The organism is Mesorhizobium sp. M0062 (genome assembly GCF_040323125.1).
In the GTDB taxonomy this organism is placed as follows: Bacteria; Pseudomonadota; Alphaproteobacteria; order Rhizobiales; family Rhizobiaceae; genus Mesorhizobium.
Genome location: NZ_JAMYUO010000017.1, coordinates 59,713 through 80,527 on the forward strand (window position 1 = coordinate 59,713; position 20,815 = coordinate 80,527).

The window sequence follows — 20,815 nt, forward strand, 5'->3', positions numbered from 1 at the left end:
GCAGTCTTAGAAAATGGCAGACGGTAGCAGATACTTCCCGGCCCCGCGCCTGATCCTCGCCGCTTTGCTGGCGGGGGTGCTGGCCGGCGTGGTCGCGGTATATGTCAGCGAGAGCGGGTCTGGCAACAACGCAGCCACCGGCAGCGCACCTGCGGCCGGCGCGGGCAACAGCAAGGACGACGTCGCCTGCGCCGCCAAGAGCGACCGCGCCAAAAAGGTTGCCGCCGCGGCCACCGGCCAGGTGGCGGCATTGCTGCCCGCCGATCCGCCGCAATCGCTGAAAAGCCTCGCCTTCAACGGCCCAGACGGCAAGCCGATGACGATCGCCGATCATGTCGGCAAGACCGTGCTGCTCAACCTGTGGGCGACGTGGTGCGCGCCCTGCCGCGCCGAAATGCCGGCGCTCGATACGCTGCAGAAGGAAAAGGGCAGCGATGCCTTCGAAGTGGTCGCGGTCAATGTCGATGCCGGCGACGATGTGAAGCCGAAGAAGTTCCTCGCCGATATCGGCATCGGGTCGCTCGGCTACTACCGCGATTCGACGCTGGCGCTGTTCAACGACGTCAAGACGCGTGGCTTGGCGCTAGGCCTCCCCGTCACCATGCTGATCGATGGCGAAGGCTGCCTGGTCGCGCATATGAACGGACCGGCGGAATGGTCGGGACCGGATGCCAAGCGCCTGGTCGAGGCCGCACTCGCCCCTTAGAGCGGTTCACCGTTTCGTCGAAACGGCTACCCGCGCTAACTTTTTTGTTTCGACGCAATTTCGGACGGAAAACCGTTTCACACTTTTCCTGAAATTGCTCTAGGCTGAGCGCAGGGCCGCCGCCGGCGGCAGCATCAAGATGCTGCCGCCGCGTTGTTTGACGCTGGCGTCCTCTTGTGCCGCCGGCGCCGCGACGCCGGTCAGTTCGCTGAACGCCTCGATCGGGCTCGGCCGGCCTAGATAGTAGCCCTGGCCGATCTCGCAGGCCTCGGCGTCGAGGAATTTCAGCTCGCCCAGCGTCTCGACGCCCTCGGCCAAAACCGGCAGGCCGAGACCGCGGCCAAGCCCCAGAACGGCGCGCACGATGGCTGCCACCTGGCCGTTGCTGTCGACTGATTTGATGAATGAGCCGTCGATCTTGATCTTGTCGAAGGGGAAGGCGCGGAGATTGGACAGCGAGGAGTAGCCGGTTCCGAAATCGTCCATCGCCACACGCACGCCAAGCGCCTTCACCTGGCGCAAGGTCGCCAGCGCGCGCGGCATGTCCTTGACCAGCGCCGTTTCGGTGATCTCGAGTTCGAGCCTGCCGGGCGTCAGGCCGGAGCCGAGCAGGACTTCATGCACCTTGCGGCTGAAATTCGGATTGTGGAGCTGCACCGCCGAGACATTGACCGCGACGGTGAGAGGGTTCTTCCAGCGCGCAGCCTCGGCGCAGGCCGTCGCCAGCACCCATTCGCCGATCTGGATGATGACGCCGCTGTCTTCGGCCACCGGGATGAAGGTCGCCGGCGACACGTCGCCGCGCTGCGGATGGCGCCAGCGGATCAGCGCTTCGAACCCGACCATCCGCCCGCTGCTGATCTCCTTTTGTGGCTGGTAGACGAGGCGAAACTCATCGCGCGCCATGGCCTGGCGCAGTTCGTGCTCCATCACGCGCCGGTCTCGCGCCTCGGCGCCCATCGAGGCCTCGAAGTAACGGTAGGTGTCCTTGCCCTCGGCCTTGGCGCGGTAGAGCGCGGTGTCGGCGTGGCTGACCAGGAGTGTCGGCTCATCGGCGTCGAGCGGATAAAGTGCAATGCCGATGCTGGCCGACACCAGCCCGCCACCGACCGACAGCCGGTTTTCCTCGCGCATGGCCGCCAGCACCGCCTCGGCGATGCGGCCGGCCGCCTGCGGATCGGGGAGGTTCGGAGCGATGATGGCGAACTCGTCGCCGCCGAGACGCGCCAGCATCTGTCCGTGGCGGAGCACGGCGGAGGCGCATAGCGCCACCTTCTGCAGCATGGCATCGCCGGCGCCGTGCCCGAACAGGTCGTTCACTTCCTTGAAGCGGTCGAGGTCTAGCAGCAGCAGCGCAAGATGCCCGCCCTTGCCGCCGCGGTCCATTGCGGCAATTTCGGCCTCGAGCCGGCCGGAGAAACTGCGGCGGTTGGGGAGCCCGGTCAGCGGGTCGAAATGGGCGAGGCGCAGTATCTCCTGCTCGGCCTTCCTGCGTTCGCGGATATCGCGCACGGCGACAACGCTGTGCCGCTTGCCGCAATAGTCGATGCTCCTGGCGATAAGTTCGACGGGGATGGTGGCGCCGTCATGGGCTCTGAGCTCCGCTTCCTGTGCCTGTCCGCTGCAGTCGGACATGCCGGCCGCGGTGCGTTCGCCGAAGAGGTCGCCAAGCAGCATCGCGTTCAGCACTTCCGGCGCCATGCCGGTTAGCGCGGCGATGCTGTCATTGGCGCTGACGATGCGGGCGCCGTCGCAGACGATCAGCCCCTCGACGGCGGCGTTGGCGAGGCCGTGCATGCGCTCGGCCTCGAGCTTGTGACGCCGGAAGCGAAGGTCGATCCACAATGCTGCGGCTGAAAGCACCAGGATAGCCATGCTGACTGCAGCGGCGGCGAAGGCCTGCGACATCGGTTCGACCGTGAACTGCGATATCTCGATGGAGGAGTCCGGGAAGATCGACACCGCGCCCATCGCGATGAAGTGCAGGCTGCAGATCGCCAGCGTCAACAGGATGGCGGCGGCGATTGTGGCCTGCATGGACGGCCGTCGCAACACGACCAGCAGCGCCAGCGCGGCGAGGGTGACGCCTGTCAGCACCGAGACGCCGACCAGCAGCGGGTTCCAGACGATGCGCCCTTCGACCTCGAAGGCGGCCATGCCGATATAGTGCATGGCGGCGATACCGGCGCCGAGTACCGCGCCGCCGACCAGAGGGTAGTCGATGCCCCGGCGCAAGGTGGCGATCCACATGCCCGCGGCGGTCAGGGCGACGGAACCGGCGAGCGAAAGCGCCGACATTTCCGTATTGTAGGCGTTGGGGATTCCGGGAGAAAATGCAAGCATTGCGATGAAATGCGTCGCCCAGATACCGAAGCCGGTGGAAGTGGCTGCTATCATCAGCCAGGTATAGCGGTTGCGCTCGCTCGAGCGGTCGACATGGCGAAGCAGGTTGACCGCCGAGAAGGAAGAAATACCGCAAATGAGCGCTGCCAGTGCGACCAGTCTCAGATCGTGCTCATGCACGATACAATTATAGACCGTCAGCATCTCGCCCCACCTGCTCTCCCACAGCAATCAAGCCGTCCACTTGATTAGTATGCCACGCTTGACGAAGAATCGGTTATGGGAACTACAACTACAGCGGGTTTTTCGGGTTGTATGTTGCGGCGATCCTGTCTCATTCCAGACGCACGGTTACAGCAGCGCCTGGCGCGATGCCGCTCGGCCGATCTCGATCTGGCCGAGCGCCGGTTTGGCGGCCGCACGGTGCAGGTGCGTGGCGCTGTCACGCGGGCCCTTCACGCATCGCTGGGCGGTCGGCGATCCTTGCAGGCCCACCATGCCCCATTCTATCGCTGAGCCGGCTTGGCATTTCTCTCTGTCCTCGTTGCAAGGCGAGGGGGCGCGAAGTTAGCCGGGTATGAAATTCACGAAACAGCAACAAATCCGTTGTCCGATTGTCATCAGCGACACATATTGCGTTCGCGGGAGCGCCCCTTTCGCCAATGACAAACGGGAGATGAAACATGAAGTTGTTCGGCTTTGCGGCCGGTGTTGCCGCCACCTTGACCCTGCTTTCCACCACCTCCGCCTTCGCCGCCACCCAGATCAGTTGGTGGCATGCCATGACCGGCGCGAATGCCGAGGTGGTCGACAAGATCGCCAAGGATTTCAATGCCAGCCAGAGCGACTATGAAATTCTCCCTGTTTTCAAGGGCACCTATCCCGAAACGCTGAATGCCGGCATCGCTGCCTTTCGTGCGGGGCAAGCGCCCGACATCATCCAGGTGTTCGACGTGGGTACCGGCGTCATGATGGCAGCCGAAGGTGCGATCAAACCGGTGGCCGATGTGCTGACCAGCGCCGGCGTGACCTTCGACAAGAGCCAGTATTTGCCCGGCATCGTCGGTTACTATTCGAAGCCGGACGGGACCATGCTGTCCTTCCCCTATAATTCCTCGTCGCCCATCCTCTACTACAACAAGGATATTTTCCAGAAGGCCGGGCTTGATGTGAACAACCCGCCAAAGACCTGGAACGAGGTGTGGGAAGCCGCCAAGAAGATCAAGGCGAGCGGCGCCGCTTCCTGCGGCTATACCTCGACGTGGTTGACCTGGATCCACCTTGAGGCCTTCGCGGCCTGGAACGACGTTTCCTATGGCACCAACCAGAACGGACTTGCCGGAACCGACGTCGAGCTCAAGATCAATGCGCCGATCTTCGTCAATCATTTCCAGGCGCTCGCCGACCTGGCCAAGGACGGCACCTTCAAATATGGCGGCCGTACATCCGAAGCCAAGCAGATCTTTCTTGCCGGAGAATGCGGCATCTTCACCGAATCGTCGGGGGGTCTCGGTGACATCGTCAAGTCGGGCATGAACTACGGCATCGGCCAGCTTCCCTATGATAGTGACGCCAAGGGCGCGCCCCAGAACACCACGCCGGGCGGCGCCAGCCTGTGGGTGTTCGGCAACAAATCGGACGAGGAATACAAGGGCGTCGCGGCGTTCTTCTCCTACCTGTCCAAGACCGAAGTGCAGGAGTATCTGCACCAGAAGTCGGGTTATCTGCCGGTGACGCTCGCTGCCTATGAGGCGACCAAGAAGTCCGGCTTCTATGACAAGAACCCGGGCCGTGAGACGCCGATCCTGCAGATGCTGGGCAAGGCGCCGACCGAGAACTCGAAGGGCGTGCGCCTCGTCAACCTGCCGCAGGTGCGCGACATCGAGAATGAGGAGTTCGAGAAGATGCTGGCCGGCCAGCAGACTGCGCAGCAGGCGCTCGACAACGCGGTCGCACGCGGCAACAAGGCGATTCAGGAAGCGATCGGAAACTGAAGCGATTTGTCAGTTGAACCTCGTCCACGCGGACCCGCGTGGACGATTTCCTGAATAGCGAGGGAATCACCCTGTCTCCACGCGTCGTCTTCCCCAACAAGACCCTGCCTTACCTGCTGGTGGCGCCGCAACTCGCCATTACGCTGATCTTTTTCTACTGGCCGACCGGGCAGGCGCTCTACCAGTCGATGCTTAGGGAAGACCCGTTCGGGCTGAAGAGCAAGTTCGTCGGGCTCGCCAACTTTCGCAAGGTGCTGGCCGACCCGGCCTACCTCAACTCGATCAAAGTCACGCTGGTGTTCTCTCTGGCGACCGCGATCGTCGCCATGGGTGTGGCCCTGTTGCTTGCCGTCATGGCCGAGAAGGTGGTGCGCGGCAAAGGCCTCTATCGCACGCTGCTGATCTGGCCGTATGCGGTGGCGCCGGCGGTTGCCGGCATGTTGTGGCTGTTTCTGTTCAACCCCTCGATCGGTTCGCTGGCCTACGCCTTGAGAGGTCTCGGCATCGCCTGGGATCCCTTGCTCAACGGCAACCAAGCCATGATCCTGCTGGTGTCCGCGGCTGCCTGGAAGCAGATCAGCTACAATTTCCTGTTCTTCGTCGCCGGGCTGCAGGCAGTGCCGAAGACGTTGATAGAGGCGGCGGCCATGGACGGCGCCGGGGAGACGAAGCGCTTCTGGACCATCGTTTTCCCGCTGCTCGCGCCGACGACCTTCTTCCTGCTGGTCGTCAACACTGTCTATGCGCTGTTCGACACTTTCGGTATCGTTCATGCCGTCACCGGCGGCGGGCCAGGCAAGGCCACCGAGACGCTGGTCTACAAGGTCTACAATGACGGTTTCGTCAATTTGATCCTCGGCGATTCGGCCGCGCAGTCGGTCATCCTGATGGTCATCGTCATCTCACTCACGGCCATCCAGTTCCGCTATGTGGAACGCAAAGTCCACTACGGTTGAGCGCGAGCGATGATTGGTCAGTCCCCGCTTCGCGCCCTCATCGCCCACGCCGTGCTCATCCTGGGCATCCTGATCGTCGCTTTCCCGATCTACTACACCTTCGTTGCCTCCACGCAGACGCTGCAGACCATCCTCAAGCCGCCATTGCCTCTTTTGCCCGGCGACCAGGTCTGGAACAATTACAGCGAGGCGCTGTTCGGCGGTGTCGGCCGCATCGGCGGCGTCAGTGTCGGCCGATTGCTGCTCAACACCACGATCATGGCGCTCGGCATCGCGGTGGGGAAGATTTTCATCTCGATCCTTTCGGCCTATGCGATCGTGTTCTTCCGTTTTCCGCTTCGGATGGTCTTCTTCTGGCTGATCTTCATCACGCTGATGCTTCCCGTCGAGGTGCGCATCCTGCCGACCTACAAGGTGATGGTCGATCTCGGCATGATCGACACCTATGCCGGCCTGATCATTCCGCTGATCGCCTCGGCCACCGCCACGCTTCTGTTTCGCCAGTTCTTCATGACCATCCCAGGTGAGTTGGTGGAAGCGGCGCGTGTCGACGGCGCCGGACCATGGCGATTCTTTTTCGACATCCTGCTGCCGCTGTCGCGCACCAACATCGCGGCGCTGTTCGTCATCCTCTTCATTTATGGCTGGACGCAGTACCTGTGGCCGCTGCTCGTCACCAACAGCAATGACATGAACACCATCGTCATCGCACTTAGAAAGATGGTCTCCTTCGCCGATGCCGATACCCAATGGCATCTGGTCATGGTCACCGCGATGCTGGCCATACTGCCGCCGATCCTGATCGTGGTGCTGATGCAACGCTGGTTCGTGCGCGGACTGGTCGATACCGAAAAGTGAGAAGCTGATGGCGACCATCGATCTGAAGGATGTGAAGAAAGTCTATCCCGGCGGCGTCGAGGCGGTGAGGGGTGTCTCGATCGCCATTCCCGACAAGGAGCTTTGCGTGCTGGTTGGGCCGTCCGGCTGCGGCAAGTCCACGCTGCTGCGGATGATCGCCGGGCTTGAGACCATTTCTTCCGGCACCGTCGCCATCGACGGCAAGATCGTCAACACGATCGGTCCGACCGAGCGCGACATCGCCATGGTGTTCCAGAACTATGCGCTCTATCCACATATGAAGGTCTACGACAACATGGCCTACGGGTTGCGCAACCGGGGTACTCCCAAGGACGAGATCGACAGCAGGGTTCGCTCGACCGCCAAGGTGCTGGAGCTCACGGCGCTGCTCGACCGGCGCCCGCGCGAGCTTTCCGGCGGCCAGCGCCAGCGCGTGGCCATGGGTCGCGCAATCGTGCGCAATCCAAAAGTCTTCCTGTTCGACGAACCGCTTTCCAACCTCGACGCCAAACTGCGCGGCCAGATGCGGGTCGAAATCAAGAATTTGCAGCGCTCGCTCGGTGTCACCTCGGTCTACGTCACCCACGACCAGCTTGAGGCGATGACGCTGGCCGATATTCTCGTCGTCATGAATGGCGGGTTGGTCGAGCAGACGGGCGCGCCGCTCGACATCTACGAGAAGCCGGCATCGACCTTCGTCGCCTCCTTCATCGGAGCGCCGCCGATGAACCTTCTGCCTCTTTCGCAAGGACCGGCTGGTCCGGCGCTGACCGACGGCAAGACGGTTGACTTCGCGCCTACGAACGCCGCCACGCTTGGCTTCCGCCCTGAGGATGCCGACGTCACCTTCAGTGCCGAGGCATCATCCGGCGCGCTTATTCTGCCTGCGGCGGTCGAGGCGGTCGAACCTGTGGGAGCCGAAAGCTTTCTTCACTGTGCCGCCGGCGGCAACCGCATCGTCGTGCGTGTGGCCGGCCGCGCCACGGCCAAACCCGGCGATCAACTGCGCGTCGTGGCCAGGGCCGAGAAGCTGCATTGGTTCGACAATGCTGGGAAACGAGTCGATTGACGCAGCCGCTCGCGCCAATCCGACGCATCGGCAGTTCAGGCGAAGACATGCGCCTTGCCGGAAACTGTCAGGCGCACGATCTCGCCGACGGAAGGCGCGTCGATTCCCGGCTTGCGTAAGGTCAGCGGTGTGCTGCCGATCGCCGCGGCGTCCGGCGGATCGGGGTTGTTCAACAGCCGCACGGCAATGGTGCACATCGAGCCTGCGAATTCCGAGTCCGTCACCTCGGCGAATATCGTGCCCGCAGGACCCGACATGCCTTCGCGCGACGTGCGCTTTACCTGCACCTGCTCCGGTCGCAGCATGATGCGGGCGATGTCGCGCCGCTCCTTCGAGTCGACGGCTATGCGACCAAGCGAGGAGGTGGCGAAGCCGCCTGAAATCTTTGCCGGCAAGATGATGGCGTCGCCAAGAAACTCGGCAACCATGCGGTCTTTCGGCTGCAGATAGAGTTCTCGCGGTGTGCCGATCTGAGAGAACTTTCCGTCGCGCATGACCGCCACCTGGCTGGCGAAGGACAGCGCCTCGGCCTGGTCGTGGGTGACCAGGATGGTGGTGATGCCGGCGGCTTCGAGTAGTTCGGCGACCGCCTTGCGCATCGAGGCGCGCAGCCCCGTGTCGAGCGCCGAGAACGGCTCGTCGAGCAACATCAGCCTGGGCTTCATCGCCATGGCGCGCGCCAGCGCCACACGCTGCTGCTGGCCGCCGGAAAGCTGATGCGGACGGCGTTTGAGGATCGCCTTGTCGAGCCCAACGGTATAGGCGAGCTCGGCGATGCGCTCGGCGCGCTGGTCCTCGCCGCGGGCCATGCCGAAGCCGATATTGTCGCCGATGCTGAGATGCGGGAACAGGGCGCCGTCCTGCGCCACCAGGCCGATGCCGCGGCGATACGCCGGCACCGCATGGCCGCCATTGGCCAGCACTTCGCCGTCGAGCACGACGCGGCCCTGGTCCGGCGCCTCGAAGCCGGCGATCAGCCGCAGCAAGGTGGTCTTGCCGCAGCCGGACGGGCCGACGATGGCGGTGCGACTGCCGCTGGCGGCGCTGAGGTCGACCCCGGCAAGGGCGGCCACCGGGCCATACTGCTTGGTAAGGCCGCTGATTTCGAGAAAGCTCATCGCCCGGCCATCCGTTTCGACTGGACATAGAGCAGCCAGGTCAGCGGCAGCGACATCGCCACCATGATGAAGGCGTAAGGGGCGGCCGACGCATAGTCGATCTCGCCGCTATAGGACCAGAACGCCATGGCCAGCGTGCGCGTGCCGTTGGGCGCCAGCATCTGGGTGGCGGTCAGCTCGTTCATGATGCCGAGCGCGACCAGCGCCATGCCGGCCGCCGCGCCCGGCGCCGACAGGCGGATCGTTGTCGACCACAGCGCTTTCAGCGGAGGCCGGCCAAGGCTGGCGGCGGCACGTTCGAGCTCGACCGGCGCCTGTGCGATCGAGGCCCTGAGGCTGATCAAGGCGCGCGGCAGGAACATCAGGGCATAGGCGACCAGGATTGTGAACAGCGTCTGGTAGAACGGCATGGCGATGCGCACGGTAATGGTGACCAAAGCCAGCGCGATGACCACGCCGGGCAGCGAACCGACAATGTAGTTGCAGCCTTCGAGCAGCCGCTGCAGCGGCCCCGGCGCGCGGATCGAGATCCAGGCCATCGGCATGGCGGCGATGGTTGCAAGCAGGGCGCCGGCCAGCGCCAGGAACAGCGTCTGGCCCAGCGCCAGGCCGATCTCGTCCAAACGCCAGACATCGGCGCCGCCGGCGACCAGCCAGCGGCCGATGGTGACGAAGGGCACGCCGATGGCGAGCAGCGTGGTGACGGCAGGCAGAGCCAGGCAAGCCAGCGTGGCGCGCCCGAGCCTCGAGCGCTGCCGGTGGCGCGCCGCGCCTGAGCCGACGCGGGCATAGCGCTCTTCGCCGCGCACCAGCACCTCCAGAGCGAGCAGCACGAAGCAGCATGTCACCAGGACGCCGGCCAGCATGTTGGCGGCGGGGCCGTTGAAGGTCGACTGGAACTGGTCGACGATCGCCGTGGTGAAAGTGTCGAAACGGATGAAGACGTAGAGGCCGTATTCGGCCAGCAGATGCAGGCCGACCAGCAGCGCGCCGCCGCAAATGGCCAGTCTCAGCTGCGGCAGCACGACACGCCAAAACACCCGCCATGGTCCAAGGCCGAGTGCTGCGGCTGCGTCCTCCAAAGCAGGATCGAGCCGGCGCAGAGCCGCCGCCAGCGGCAGATAGAGGAACGGGAAATAGGCGAGAACCGAGACCAGCACGCCGGCCCACAGGCCGTGCAAGGTCGGCACCATGGTGATCCAGGCGTAGGAATGCACGAAGGCGGGGATGGCGAGCGGCGCCACCGACAGCCAAGCCCACAGCCGGGCGCCGGGCAGGTCGCTGCGCTCGGTCAGCCATGCCAGCGTCACCGACAGCACGGTGGCGATCGGCACGGTGAGCGCCACCAGAAGCACGGTGTTGACCAGAAGTTCGCCGACGCGCGGCCGGAAGACCAGGGCCGAAGCAGTGTCCCAGCCGATCTGCACACCGATCCAGATGATGAACGCCAGCGGCAGCAGCGACAGCAGCGAGACAATTATGGCGGCAAGCGCGATCCAGGACATGGGCTTCCGGCGGGACCGCCCGACTGTCTGGCCTGAACGTGCGAGATCGACCGCAGTTTGCATCAGCTCGACCGCGCCACTGCTGCCGGGGCGGGGGCGCCGCAGGCGCGGCCGGAAACGCAATGTGTTGTCATGGACAATGCCATCTCGAAAACAGAGCGCTCCTGCCGAAAGTCCGGCAGGAGCGCAATCGTTGCCCTTTTAGGACGAACCCAGCCTAAAGCAAGCCGGCTGCCGTCATCAGGTCCGTCACCTTTTTGGAGTTCAGTGTCGCCGGATCGACCTTCGGCGCCTGCAGGTCGGCCAGCGGCACCAGCTTGGGATTGGACTGCGCGTCCTTGCCGATAGCGTATTCGAAGGACGTGCCGGTCTTCAGCACGTCCTGGCCGCCTTTCCCGGTCACCCATTTGAGGAACGCCTGGGCTTCCTTCGGGTGTTTGCTCGAGGCGAGCACGCCGCCGCCGGAGATCGAGACGAAAGCGCCGGGATCCTGGTTCTTGAAATAATGCAGTTCGACGTTCTTGCTGTTTTCGCCGGTCTTTGCCTGATCGCCGAAATAGTAATAGTGGTAGATGATTCCGCCTTCGATCTCGCCGGCATTGACCGCCTTCATCACCGTGCCGTTGCCCTTGTAGGCGGTGAAATTCTCCTTCATGGCCTTCAGCCAGTCGGCGGTTGCGGCTTCGCCCTTGAGCTCGAGCAACGCGCTGACGATGGCCTGAAAATCGGCGCCGGAAGGCGAGGCTGCCCAGCGGCCTTTCCAGCTCGGATCGGCGAGATCGAGCATCGATTTGGGCAGCTTTTCGGCCGTGAGCTTGGTTTTGTTGTAGGCAAAGACGGTGCTGCGCGCCGCGACACCCACCCATCTGCCGCTGCTCGGCTGGAATTCGGCCGGGACTTGCGCCAGCGTGTCGGCGTCGACCGGCGCGAAAAGGCCCGCCGCTTCGACCAGGGTCATCGCCGGCGAGTTTTCGGTCAGGAACACGTCGGCCGGCGAAGAAGCGCCCTCGGCGACGATCTGGTTGGAGAAATCGCTGTCGCCGCCATTGCGCAGCGTGACCTTGATGCCGGTTTCCTTGGTGAAACCTTCGACCCATTCCTTGGCCAGGCTCTCATGCTGGGCGTTGTAGACGATGATGCCGGCATCCGCGGCCATCGCCGGCCCGGCGATCATGCTCACGGCCAGCGCTGTGGCCCCCGCTAGGGTGGAGAGCGTGTATCTCATGGCGTCATCCTCAATCTCGGTGGTTCTGGTTTCGCAGGCTGCACCTATCGATACCTGACAGCAGTAGTCAACATTGCTCGGCTGCTTCAATCGGTCGCCGCTCCCGCAAACTTTCGTGATTTTGCGGCACTTTGGCTTGGACATCATTTCGCCGGACACGTAACAAATCGGTGCCGAGGCGCGAAGATCGGGGAGTGAACTCTTGTGAGCGGCAAGGATGAGGCCGAGCTTTCCCGGCTGATGCGGGCCGCGATCGCGGGAGATGAAAGGGCCTACGCCGACTTTTTGCACCGGATCGCTGCGCTGGTTCGCGGCTTTGCGAGGCGCAAGATCGTACAGGGCGGGGTCGATCCCGAGGATGTTGTGCAGGAAACCTTGCTGGCCATTCATGTGAAACGGCATACCTGGCGCCAGGACGCGCCGGTGTTGCCATGGATCTATGCGATAGCCCGCTTCAAGCTGATCGATGCTTTCCGGCGGCGCGGACGGCGCATCGAAATCGAGATCGACGAGATCGCCGAGACCTTTGCCGAGCCGGAAACCGAGACCGTCAGCGAACGCGACATCAACCGGGCGCTGGACGGACTGCCGGCTGCGCAGCGTTCCGTCGTTTCTTCGATCTCGGTCGACGGCCGCTCCATCGGCGAGACGGCGGCCACGCTCGGCGTCAGCGAGACGGCGGTGCGGGTGTCGCTGCATCGCGGGCTTGCCGCGATCGCCAAGCGATTTGGGCAGGGGCGCTTCGGGCGGCAGTGACATGAGGACGGAGGATCTCATCAAGGCACTCGACGCCGACACAAGCAGCAAGGCGATGCCGCTGCGCTCGGCCTGGTTGATGGCGGCGGCAGCCGCGGCGGTGATCGCGGCTCTGGTCTTCTTTCTCACCATCGGCCCGCGTCCCGACATCATGACCGCCATGCACACGATGCGGTTCCTGGCGAAGTTCGTGTTCACCATCGTGCTCGCCGTCACCGCCTTTGGCCTGGTCCGGGCGTTGTCGACGCCGGGCGCTTCGACGGCAAGAGCCGCGGCCTGGATGCTGGCGGCGCCGCTGCTGGTGGCCGTGGCGGTGGCTCTCGAACTGTTCATGGTGCCGGAGCCGATGTGGAGCACGCGCATGGTCGGCTCCAACATGATGATCTGCATGGGCTTCATCCCGCTGATCGGCATCGGCCCGCTTGCCGTCTTCCTGTGGATGCTGCGCTATGGCGCGCCGACGCGGCCGGTGTTGGCCGGGGCGGTCGCGGGACTGCTCGCCGGCGGCCTGGCGGCGACCTTCTACGCCGCGCACTGCTTCGACGATTCGCCGCTTTTCGTCGCCACCTGGTACACGCTCGCCATCGCCGTCCTCGCCGGTCTGGGCGCGCTCGGGGGACGGTTCTTCGTGCGCTGGTGACCGGGCCGTTCAAGATCGCCCAATAATCACCGATCCTTAATCATGCCGGGAATTGTTTGCGGGTTCACCGTGTTGCCGGTGGCTCCGGCGCAACCTTTCCTTAAAATCGATCATCCAGTGTTTTTTGCAGAAATGTGTTGCGCATGGGGTGGCATGCACAGTGATGCGACGAGAGCGAAAAAGCCTGCGGGCTGACAGTCAGGTGGCTTTGGTGCTTGCGGCCGGAGGGCTTTGCGCTGCCGTGGTCGCGCTCCTGCTGTCGCGGCTCGATGTCAGCGCCGAAGTGCTGAAACTCTGCCTGCAGATATCGGTGCCGGTCGCCGCCGTTGCGCTGATTCTCGCCTCCCTGTTCATTTACCGGATACTGGACGACCGCCGGCAGATCGCCGAAAGCGAGCAGCGTTTCCGCCGCGCCATGGAGGATTCGGCGATCGGCATCGCCATTGTCGGCCTCGACGGCCGCATCCATGAAACCAACCCGGCCTTCGCCGCCATGCTCGGCTATAGCAAGCAGGAGATCGAGGCGCTGACCTTCTTCCAGATCACCCATCCCGACGATGTGCAGATCGGCCGTGAGACGATGGACGGCATGCGGGCGGGCACCGTCAACGCCTTCCACTTCGAAAAGCGCTACCTCAGGAAGGACGGCACGCCGGTATGGGCCCATCTTGCCGGTTCCGTCATTCGCGACGAGAAGAGCGGGAGCCCGCTCTACCTGGTCTCCCAGATCGAGGATATCGATGCGCGCAAGCAATCCGAGGCGCGCATAGCCGAAGCCGAAACGCGCTGGAATTTTGCCCTGGCCAGCGCCGGACAAGGCGTCTGGGATCTTGATATGCGGAAGGGCGGCACCACCTACTCCGCCACCTGGGTGAAGATGCTGGGCTATGCCGATGGCGAACTGGACGGCGACCCCGACCGCTGGCTGGCGATGATCCACCCCGACGATCGCGAAAACGTCGCCGAAGCCGATCGTGCCCATCTGGAGGGCAGGACACCGTTCTTCGAAGCCGAGTTCCGGATGCGCCACAAGGATGGCCACTGGGTCTGGATCCTCGACCGCGGCAAGACGCTCGAACGCGACAACGACGGACGGCTGGTCAGGGCCATCGGCAGCCTGACCGACATCACCCAGCGCAAGCAAACCGAGGAAAGCCTCATCGTATCGGCGGCAATGCTGGCCGACGAGAAGGAGCGGCTGAGGGTGACGCTGCAGTCGATCGGCGACGCCGTCATCTGCACCGATGCCGCCAACCGCATCACCTTCATGAACCCGGTCGCCGAAAAGCTCACCGGCGTGGTTGGCGCGGAGGCGCTCGGCAAGACCCTTGGCCATGTGTACTGGGCGGTGGACGAAGAAACCGGGCAAAGGATCGGCATGACGCGGCCGGCGCTCGGCAGCGCCAGCCCTGTCGACCAGAACAGTCGCGCCGTCCTCATCCGTCGCGACGACACACGCTGCAGCATCCGCCAGGTGGTGTCGCCGATCATGAACGACCGCCAGGAGTTCTGCGGTCTTGTCATTGTCTTCCAGGACTTCACCGATGCGCGCGCCTTGCAGCGCCAGCTCGCCTATGCCGCGGCGCATGATGCGCTGACTGGCCTTGCCAACCGTTCGAGCTTTATCCGCACCATGGAGGAAGTGGTCGACCGGAGCCGCAAGGCCGGCACAGCCAGGCCGGCGGGCGAACATCATTTCATGTTCATCGATCTAGACCATTTCAAGCTGGTCAACGACACTGGCGGGCACGCCGCCGGCGACGCCTTGCTGAAGCGGGTTGCCGAGGCCATTCGCGGTGCGCTTGGGCCGGAGGATATCGTGGCCCGCCTCGGCGGCGACGAATTCGCGGTCATCCTGAAAGCCGGGCCGAGCGCCGGCGCCAGGATTGCCGCACGCTCGGTCATCGACGCCATCCGCGGCCTGCAGTTCAGCTGGGACGGCCGGCCGCATGCGATCGATGCCAGCATCGGGCTGGCGCCAATCCACAGCAACAGCGGTGAAGTCGACGAGATCATCGCCCGGGCCGATGCTGCCTGCTATGCGGCCAAGGCCGCCGGCCGCGGCTGTGTTTCCGTGGCGCCTGACGATACCGGGTCAAGAGGCCAAGCAGAGCCGCCGCTTGCAGCGGCGTCCTGAGGGAGCACGGAACTTTCGTTCTGGTGGTTAGCGCGTCGGAACCGGATGCTCGCCGCGATAGTCGTAGAAGCCGCGCCCGGTCTTGCGGCCGAGCCAGCCGGCCTCGACATATTTCACCAGCAGCGGGCAGGGGCGATATTTCGAATCCGACAGGCCGTCATGCAGCACCTGCATGATCGACAGGCAGGTGTCGAGGCCGATGAAATCGGCGAGCTGCAGCGGTCCCATCGGATGGTTGGCGCCGAGCCGCATGGCGGTGTCGATGGCATCGACCGAGCCGACCCCCTCATAGAGCGTGTAGATCGCCTCGTTGATCATCGGCAACAGAATGCGGTTGACGATGAAGGCCGGAAAATCTTCAGAGACGGTGATCGTCTTGTCGAGCTGTTTCACATAGGCCTTGGCCGCCTCGAAGGTCTGATCCTCGGTAGCGATGCCGCGCACCAGTTCGACCAGCTTCATTAGCGGCACGGGGTTCATGAAATGTATGCCGATAAAACGCTCGGGACGGTCGGTCTGCGCCGCAAGCCGGGTGATCGAAATCGACGAGGTGTTGGTCGCCAGAATGGCTTCCGGGTTGAGCTGGGGACAGAGCTGCGCGTAAATCTTGCGCTTGACCGTCTCGTCCTCGGTCGCCGCCTCGATCACCAGATCGGCACCGGCGAGATCAGCCATGGTGGGGGCTGCGGAAATGCGCGCCATCGCTTCGTTACGCAGCTTTTCCTCAAGCTTGCCGGAGCCGACCTGGCGGGCCATGTTGCCGCTGACCGTGGCAATACCCTTCTCGATACGGTCGGGCGAGACGTCGTAGATCAGCACCTTGAAACCCGAAAGTGCTGATACATGCGCGATGCCGCCGCCCATCTGGCCGGCGCCGATGATGCCGATCGTCTCGATCTTGGCCATTTGCAGCGATCCCGTCGAAAAGGCCTTTGCGGCCTGCTTTTTGTGCAGTGCAAACTAAAAGGGTGGGGCAGCTTCGTCTACCCCACCCTTTCACAATTTAATACGCTTTGGCAGAAAGCGTCAAAGCGCCTTTTGCAGTTCCGGCAGGATGACGAACAGGTCGCCGACGAGGCCATAATCGGCAACCTGGAAGATCGGCGCCTCCTCGTCCTTGTTGATGGCGACGATGACCTTCGAATCCTTCATGCCGGCAAGGTGCTGGATGGCGCCGGAAATACCGACGGCAATATAGAGGTCAGGCGCCACGACCTTGCCGGTCTGGCCGACCTGCCAATCATTCGGGGCGTAGCCGGCGTCGACGGCAGCGCGCGAGGCGCCGACGGCTGCACCGAGCTTGTCGGCGACCGGCAGGATGACTTCCTGGAACTTTTCCGAGGAGCCGAGCGCGCGGCCGCCCGAAATGATGATCTTGGCCGAGGTCAGTTCCGGACGGTCGGTTTCCGAGAGTTTGTTCTCGACGAAAGTGGAGAGGCCGGGATTGGCCGCGGCCTTGACCGTCTCGACAGCTGCCGAGCCGCCCTCCGGGGCAGCCTGGAAGGAGGCGGTGCGCACGGTGATGACCTTCTTGGCGTCGCTCGACTGCACCGTCTGGATGGCGTTGCCGGCATAGATCGGCCGTTTGAACGTGTCTGGTGAAACCACTTCGATGATCTCGGAGACTTGCGCGACATCGAGCAGGGCCGCCACGCGCGGCGCGACATTCTTGCCCGACGAGGTCGCCGGCGCGATTATGGTGTCGTAGGCGCCGGCCAGCGAGACAACGAGTGCGGCGAGCGGTTCGGCGAGGCGCTCGGCCAGTTCGTCGGCCTCGGCCAGCAGCACCTTGCTCACGCCCTCGAGCTTGGCAGCGGCGTCGGCCGCGCCCTTGGCGCCTTTGCCGGCGACCAGCACATGCACGTCCGAACCGATCTGCAGCGCCGCCGAGAGCGCCTTCGCGGTCTGGTCGGAAAGGCTGGCGTTGTCGTGTTCTGCGATGAGGAGAATGGTCATTTTATCTGTTCCTTCCAGTCTCAGAGCACGCCGGCTTCGTTCTTGAGCTTGTCGACCAGTTCGGCGACACTGTTGACCTTCACGCCCGCCTTGCGGCCGCTGGGCTCCTCGGTCTTGAGCACCTTCAGGCGCGGCTTGACGTCGGCGCCGTAATCGGCCGGGCTCTTTTCGTCGAGCGGCTTCTTCTTGGCCTTCATGATGTTGGGCAGCGAGGCATAGCGCGGCTGGTTGAGGCGAAGATCGGCGGTGATGATCGCCGGCATCTTCAGTTCCACCGTCTGCAGGCCGCCGTCGACTTCGCGCGTCACCTTGGCCTTGTCGCCGTCGATCACGACCTTGGAGGCGAAAGTGCCCTGTGCCCAGCCGAGCAGGGCGGCCAGCATCTGGCCGGTCTGGTTCGAGTCATCATCGATCGCCTGCTTGCCGAGGATCACGAGACCGGGCTGTTCGGCGTCAACGACGCCCTTCAGCACCTTGGCGACGCCGAGCGGCTCGGTCTGCTCGTCGGTCTTGACCAGGATGGCGCGGTCGGCGCCCATGGCGAGCGCGGTGCGGAGCGTTTCCTGCGCCTGCTGCGGGCCGACCGAAACGACGATGATCTCTTCGGCCTTGCCGGCTTCCTTCAGCCGGAGCGCCTCTTCCACCGCGATCTCGTCGAACGGGTTCATCGCCATCTTGACGTTGGCGAGTTCCACCGCCGAACCATCGGCCTTGACGCGAACCTTGACGTTCGCATCCACAACCCGCTTCACGGGCACAAGGATCTTCATTGTCTGTCACCTCTCCTGAGATATCCGGGCGCGCTATAGCAGCGTGCGCCTCCGCAGAGTTGTCGAAAGCCGACATTCCTGACTGAATTCCGGCCAAACGGAATCCTGGCCGGACGAATTCTGGTCTTCTGCCGCCTAGCGGTGGCGCTCTCCGTAGTTGTGGCGACGCAACACGTCAATATGCCACGGCAGCGGCCAAACCACCCAAATCGGTTCACTTGTGACCGGAAGCGCCACCCCGGCCCCAACGCGTCTCAGGTTGCACGGGAGCGGGACCGGCTGGCGCCGGCCCAGTAGAAGCGGCTGGCTGATCGGCGGGTTGCGGCTCGCCGTCGCCACCGGCGAGCAGCGGCACGCCGCGGCTGCGCATAATGAGCACCAGCACGCCACCGGCAATGATGCCGCCAATATGGCAGGCCCAGGATATCTGGTTTTCGCCGCCGGCGGCAAACATCACCACCTGGAAGCCGATCCACAGGATCAGCGGGATGAAGGCCGGGATACGCAGCGGAATCCGGGCAAAGACCAGCACCCACACTTTCACCCGGGGGTAGAGGACCAGATAGGCGGCGACGACGCCGGCAATGGCGCCGGAGGCGCCGATCAGCGGAACCTCCGAACTCCAGGCGACGAGCCCCTGGAAGAAGGCGCCGGCGATGGCGCAAAGCAGGTAGAAGATGAGGTAGCGGATGTGGCCGAGTGCGTCCTCGACATTATCGCCGAACACCCACAGGAACAGCATGTTGCCGCCGAGATGAAAGATATCGGCATGCAGGAAGGCATAGGTAAGGTAACTCAGGCTCTCGGGAATGACGACGAATTGGGGGGAGAGTTCTGCCGTGTCGTGGACAACCGAAGGAATGAAGCCGAAGCCGAGCACGGCTGCGTTGTTGAAATTTTCGCCGCCGATCGTGGTGATGAGAAACACAAGCGCGTTGACCGCGATCAGGCTGATCGTCACATATTGCAGCCGGATGTGGCGCAACCTGTTGGAGTCGTAAAGCGGGATGAACATGCCCTAAGCCCTTTCCCGCCTTCGAGAAAATTCAGCGGTTCTTGCCGGGCACCCATAACACGTCGGCATTTCCGTTGTCATTGACCGCACGGGCGGCGACGAACAGAAAGTCGGAGACGCGGTTTATGTATTTCAGCCCCTCGCGATTGACATGTTCGGCCGGGTCCTGCGCCAGCGCCACCATGATCCGCTCGGCCCGTCGCGCCACGGTGCGGGCAAGATGAAGTGCTGCCGCCGCCGGCGTGCCGCCATTGAGCACGAAGGATTTGAGCGGCTGCAGATCCTTGTTGAGAAGGTCGATATCCTTTTCGACGCGGTCGGTCTGCGAGGCGATGATGCGCAGCGGTTCGTAGCCAAGCGGCTTGCCGTCGTCGGGCACGGCGAGATCGGCGCCGAGGTCGAACAAATCGTTCTGGATGCGGGACAGCATGGCGTCGATGGCGGGATAACTTGCCGCTGTGTGCAGGCGGGCGATGCCGATGCAGGCATTGGCTTCATCGACGGTGCCGTAGGCATCGACGCGCAGGTCGGATTTCAGCCTGCGTTCACCGGTGCCGAGGCCAGTGGTGCCGTCATCGCCGGTGCGGGTGTAGATCTTGTTGAGCTTGACCACGTCGCCTCCCGAACGGCCGTCACTTGCGGGTGAAGTACACCACCAGCAGGATCAGTGCCAACGCCAGCGCCTGCAACAGCACGCGCGCCTGCATCAGCTTGTTCGAGCTCACACCGGAGCCGCCGCGCATCATGTTGATGAGGCCGCGGACAAGCACGATCACCACGGCGACCATGACGAGGACGAGGAGGACTTTGATGACGGTTGCCATGATCTGTTCCCAGTTCTGTTGCGGTCAGGCGCGTCTGGCCAGAACGCGGTAGAGCATCGATGCCGGCAGGATGCGCTTGAGCATCACGCCGATCCTGGCCGGCACTGTTACCACATAGTGCGGGCGCGGGCGCCGCGACAGAAGTGCATGGCGCAAGGCCGCATAGACCACCTCCGGCCCCTTTTTCAGCCGTGATGAGCTGCCGCCGGCCCGAAGCCGCGCCAGCTGCGTGGCATAGGCGAGGTGGTGGACGGAATTCTCGTGGTCGATGTTTTTCAGGAACCAGAACAGCCCGTTGCTGGCGATTTTCGAGGTCACCGGCCCCGGTTCGATCAGCGAGACATGGATGCCGCTGCCCCTGAGTTCCTGCTGCATGCACAGCATCAGGCCTTCGAGCGCGTGCTTGGAGGCTGAGTAGGCGCCGCGAAAAGGCACCGGCGCTAGCCCAAGGATCGAGGAACAATGAACGAGGCGGCCATGTCCCTGGCGACGCATTACCGGTACGATGCGTCGGGTGAGGTCGTGCCAGCCGAAGAAATTGGCCTCGAACTGCTCGCGCAATGCCGCAACCGGCAGGTCTTCCACGGCGCCGGGCTGTGCATGGGCGCCGTTGTTGAACAGGGCGTCGAGGCGTCCGCCTGTCCGCTCCAGCACCGAGCCCACAAGGGCTTCGATAGAGTCCGGCTCACGGTAATCGAGGTAAAACGCCTCGATGCCGTCTGCTTCGAGTGAGGCTATGTCTTCAGGCTTGCGCGCCGTTGCAAGCACCCGCCAGCCATCCGCCTTCAGCGCACGGGCGCAGTGGGCGCCTATCCCGGACGAGGCGCCGGTGACGATGATGGTGCGCAACTCTTTGGCAGGCGGCGTCGTGGTTTGAGCAAGGGTTGCCATTTGCCACAATCCCTTCCCATATTCGCGGCGTCGAGACAATCGAAGGGAACGC

20 protein-coding genes are annotated in these 20,815 nt (G+C 63.7%); 8 read left to right on the forward strand and 12 right to left on the reverse strand.

What is annotated here, in order from left to right; all coding sequences use genetic code 11:
- Nucleotides 1-13 precede the first annotated feature (13 nt).
- On the forward strand, nt 14-706 hold the full coding sequence (tlpA, locus tag NKJ64_RS20080) for a thiol:disulfide interchange protein TlpA (RefSeq protein WP_352463207.1): 693 nt from the start codon (nt 14-16) through the stop codon (nt 704-706).
- A 99-nt stretch (nt 707-805) separates the two neighbouring features.
- On the opposite strand, the gene NKJ64_RS20085 is transcribed toward tlpA, so the two are convergent.
- Both NKJ64_RS20085 and NKJ64_RS20090 read right to left on the reverse strand, forming a co-directional pair.
- Nucleotides 806-3,253 carry a bifunctional diguanylate cyclase/phosphodiesterase gene (locus tag NKJ64_RS20085; protein ID WP_352463208.1) on the reverse strand — a complete coding sequence of 816 codons (2,448 nt, stop codon included), beginning with the start codon at nt 3,251-3,253 and terminating at the stop codon, nt 806-808.
- A gap of 147 nt (nt 3,254-3,400) precedes the next feature.
- A complete protein-coding gene (locus tag NKJ64_RS20090) occupies nt 3,401-3,547 on the reverse strand; it encodes a hypothetical protein (protein ID WP_023685332.1) in 147 nt (48 codons plus the stop codon).
- A 185-nt stretch (nt 3,548-3,732) separates the two neighbouring features.
- Between NKJ64_RS20090 and ugpB the strand changes: the two genes are divergently transcribed.
- The 4 genes from ugpB to NKJ64_RS20110 all read left to right on the forward strand — a co-directional run bounded on the left by ugpB (nt 3,733) and on the right by NKJ64_RS20110 (nt 7,926).
- Nucleotides 3,733-5,043: a sn-glycerol-3-phosphate ABC transporter substrate-binding protein UgpB gene (gene ugpB / locus NKJ64_RS20095; RefSeq protein WP_023685331.1), complete on the forward strand. Its 1,311-nt coding sequence runs from the start codon at nt 3,733-3,735 to the stop codon at nt 5,041-5,043.
- 71 nt (nt 5,044-5,114) lie between these two features.
- Entirely contained in the window at nt 5,115-5,999 is an 885-nt protein-coding gene (gene ugpA, locus NKJ64_RS20100; RefSeq protein ID WP_352463221.1) for a sn-glycerol-3-phosphate ABC transporter permease UgpA, read from the forward strand.
- 9 nt (nt 6,000-6,008) lie between these two features.
- Entirely contained in the window at nt 6,009-6,857 is an 849-nt protein-coding gene (gene ugpE, locus NKJ64_RS20105; protein ID WP_023694018.1) for a sn-glycerol-3-phosphate ABC transporter permease UgpE, read from the forward strand.
- 7 nt (nt 6,858-6,864) lie between these two features.
- The gene (locus NKJ64_RS20110) at nt 6,865-7,926 is read left to right on the forward strand and encodes a sn-glycerol-3-phosphate import ATP-binding protein UgpC (RefSeq protein ID WP_023673333.1); all 1,062 of its coding nucleotides are present in this window, start codon (nt 6,865-6,867) and stop codon (nt 7,924-7,926) included.
- A 35-nt stretch (nt 7,927-7,961) separates the two neighbouring features.
- Here the strand turns inward: NKJ64_RS20110 and NKJ64_RS20115 are convergent, their stop codons facing one another.
- From NKJ64_RS20115 to NKJ64_RS20125, 3 genes are all read right to left on the reverse strand, one after another.
- Nucleotides 7,962-9,044 (reverse strand): ABC transporter ATP-binding protein, encoded by a 1,083-nt coding sequence (locus tag NKJ64_RS20115; protein ID WP_352463209.1) that lies wholly within the window; start codon nt 9,042-9,044, stop codon nt 7,962-7,964.
- Nucleotides 9,041-10,612: an ABC transporter permease gene (locus NKJ64_RS20120; RefSeq protein WP_352463210.1), complete on the reverse strand. Its 1,572-nt coding sequence runs from the start codon at nt 10,610-10,612 to the stop codon at nt 9,041-9,043. Before NKJ64_RS20120 ends, NKJ64_RS20115 begins: the two co-directional genes overlap by 4 nt.
- A 154-nt stretch (nt 10,613-10,766) precedes the next feature.
- Nucleotides 10,767-11,774 (reverse strand): iron ABC transporter substrate-binding protein, encoded by a 1,008-nt coding sequence (locus NKJ64_RS20125; protein ID WP_023685327.1) that lies wholly within the window; start codon nt 11,772-11,774, stop codon nt 10,767-10,769.
- Nucleotides 11,775-11,978: 204 nt separating this feature from the next.
- Between NKJ64_RS20125 and NKJ64_RS20130 the strand changes: the two genes are divergently transcribed.
- The 3 genes from NKJ64_RS20130 (at nt 11,979) to NKJ64_RS20140 (ending at nt 15,307) form a co-directional block, all read left to right on the forward strand.
- On the forward strand, nt 11,979-12,530 hold the full coding sequence (locus NKJ64_RS20130) for a sigma-70 family RNA polymerase sigma factor (protein ID WP_023685326.1): 552 nt from the start codon (nt 11,979-11,981) through the stop codon (nt 12,528-12,530).
- 1 nt (nt 12,531) lies between these two features.
- Entirely contained in the window at nt 12,532-13,170 is a 639-nt protein-coding gene (locus NKJ64_RS20135) for an NrsF family protein (RefSeq protein ID WP_023671666.1), read from the forward strand.
- Between the two features lie 211 nt (nt 13,171-13,381).
- Complete coding sequence (locus tag NKJ64_RS20140) at nt 13,382-15,307, forward strand: PAS domain S-box protein (RefSeq protein WP_352463211.1); 1,926 nt, start codon at nt 13,382-13,384, stop codon at nt 15,305-15,307.
- A 27-nt stretch (nt 15,308-15,334) separates the two neighbouring features.
- Here NKJ64_RS20140 and NKJ64_RS20145 read toward each other — a convergent pair whose 3' ends face one another.
- The 7 genes from NKJ64_RS20145 to NKJ64_RS20175 form a co-directional block, all read right to left on the reverse strand.
- Nucleotides 15,335-16,213: a 3-hydroxybutyryl-CoA dehydrogenase gene (locus NKJ64_RS20145; protein ID WP_023671668.1), complete on the reverse strand. Its 879-nt coding sequence runs from the start codon at nt 16,211-16,213 to the stop codon at nt 15,335-15,337.
- Nucleotides 16,214-16,333: 120 nt separating this feature from the next.
- Entirely contained in the window at nt 16,334-17,263 is a 930-nt protein-coding gene (locus NKJ64_RS20150) for an electron transfer flavoprotein subunit alpha/FixB family protein (RefSeq protein ID WP_023685323.1), read from the reverse strand.
- Nucleotides 17,264-17,283: 20 nt separating this feature from the next.
- Complete coding sequence (locus tag NKJ64_RS20155; RefSeq protein ID WP_023685322.1) at nt 17,284-18,033, reverse strand: electron transfer flavoprotein subunit beta/FixA family protein; 750 nt, start codon at nt 18,031-18,033, stop codon at nt 17,284-17,286.
- A 214-nt stretch (nt 18,034-18,247) separates the two neighbouring features.
- Complete coding sequence (locus tag NKJ64_RS20160; protein WP_352463212.1) at nt 18,248-19,048, reverse strand: rhomboid family intramembrane serine protease; 801 nt, start codon at nt 19,046-19,048, stop codon at nt 18,248-18,250.
- Between the two features lie 31 nt (nt 19,049-19,079).
- Complete coding sequence (locus NKJ64_RS20165) at nt 19,080-19,661, reverse strand: cob(I)yrinic acid a,c-diamide adenosyltransferase (RefSeq protein ID WP_023671672.1); 582 nt, start codon at nt 19,659-19,661, stop codon at nt 19,080-19,082.
- Nucleotides 19,662-19,680: 19 nt separating this feature from the next.
- Nucleotides 19,681-19,872, reverse strand: a complete 192-nt coding sequence (locus NKJ64_RS20170; protein ID WP_023671673.1) for a twin transmembrane helix small protein — start codon at nt 19,870-19,872, stop codon at nt 19,681-19,683.
- Nucleotides 19,873-19,896: 24 nt separating this feature from the next.
- Entirely contained in the window at nt 19,897-20,763 is an 867-nt protein-coding gene (locus NKJ64_RS20175) for an SDR family oxidoreductase (protein WP_023671674.1), read from the reverse strand.
- Between the last annotated feature and the right edge of the window lie 52 nt (nt 20,764-20,815).

What these genes read in the sequence shown, in the direction of transcription:
- tlpA (WP_352463207.1), top strand. Translation starts at nt 14, where the DNA reads ATGGCAGACGGTAGCAGATACTTCCCGGCCCCGCGCCTGATCCTCGCC.
- NKJ64_RS20085 (WP_352463208.1), bottom strand. Translation starts at nt 3,253, where the DNA reads ATGCTGACGGTCTATAATTGTATCGTGCATGAGCACGATCTGAGACTG.
- NKJ64_RS20090 (WP_023685332.1), bottom strand. Translation starts at nt 3,547, where the DNA reads ATGGTGGGCCTGCAAGGATCGCCGACCGCCCAGCGATGCGTGAAGGGC.
- ugpB (WP_023685331.1), top strand. Translation starts at nt 3,733, where the DNA reads ATGAAGTTGTTCGGCTTTGCGGCCGGTGTTGCCGCCACCTTGACCCTG.
- ugpE (WP_023694018.1), top strand. Translation starts at nt 6,009, where the DNA reads ATGATTGGTCAGTCCCCGCTTCGCGCCCTCATCGCCCACGCCGTGCTC.
- NKJ64_RS20110 (WP_023673333.1), top strand. Translation starts at nt 6,865, where the DNA reads ATGGCGACCATCGATCTGAAGGATGTGAAGAAAGTCTATCCCGGCGGC.
- NKJ64_RS20115 (WP_352463209.1), bottom strand. Translation starts at nt 9,044, where the DNA reads ATGAGCTTTCTCGAAATCAGCGGCCTTACCAAGCAGTATGGCCCGGTG.
- NKJ64_RS20120 (WP_352463210.1), bottom strand. Translation starts at nt 10,612, where the DNA reads ATGCAAACTGCGGTCGATCTCGCACGTTCAGGCCAGACAGTCGGGCGG.
- NKJ64_RS20125 (WP_023685327.1), bottom strand. Translation starts at nt 11,774, where the DNA reads ATGAGATACACGCTCTCCACCCTAGCGGGGGCCACAGCGCTGGCCGTG.
- NKJ64_RS20135 (WP_023671666.1), top strand. Translation starts at nt 12,532, where the DNA reads ATGAGGACGGAGGATCTCATCAAGGCACTCGACGCCGACACAAGCAGC.
- NKJ64_RS20145 (WP_023671668.1), bottom strand. Translation starts at nt 16,213, where the DNA reads ATGGCCAAGATCGAGACGATCGGCATCATCGGCGCCGGCCAGATGGGC.
- NKJ64_RS20150 (WP_023685323.1), bottom strand. Translation starts at nt 17,263, where the DNA reads ATGACCATTCTCCTCATCGCAGAACACGACAACGCCAGCCTTTCCGAC.
- NKJ64_RS20155 (WP_023685322.1), bottom strand. Translation starts at nt 18,033, where the DNA reads ATGAAGATCCTTGTGCCCGTGAAGCGGGTTGTGGATGCGAACGTCAAG.
- NKJ64_RS20160 (WP_352463212.1), bottom strand. Translation starts at nt 19,048, where the DNA reads ATGTTCATCCCGCTTTACGACTCCAACAGGTTGCGCCACATCCGGCTG.
- NKJ64_RS20170 (WP_023671673.1), bottom strand. Translation starts at nt 19,872, where the DNA reads ATGGCAACCGTCATCAAAGTCCTCCTCGTCCTCGTCATGGTCGCCGTG.
- NKJ64_RS20175 (WP_023671674.1), bottom strand. Translation starts at nt 20,763, where the DNA reads ATGGCAACCCTTGCTCAAACCACGACGCCGCCTGCCAAAGAGTTGCGC.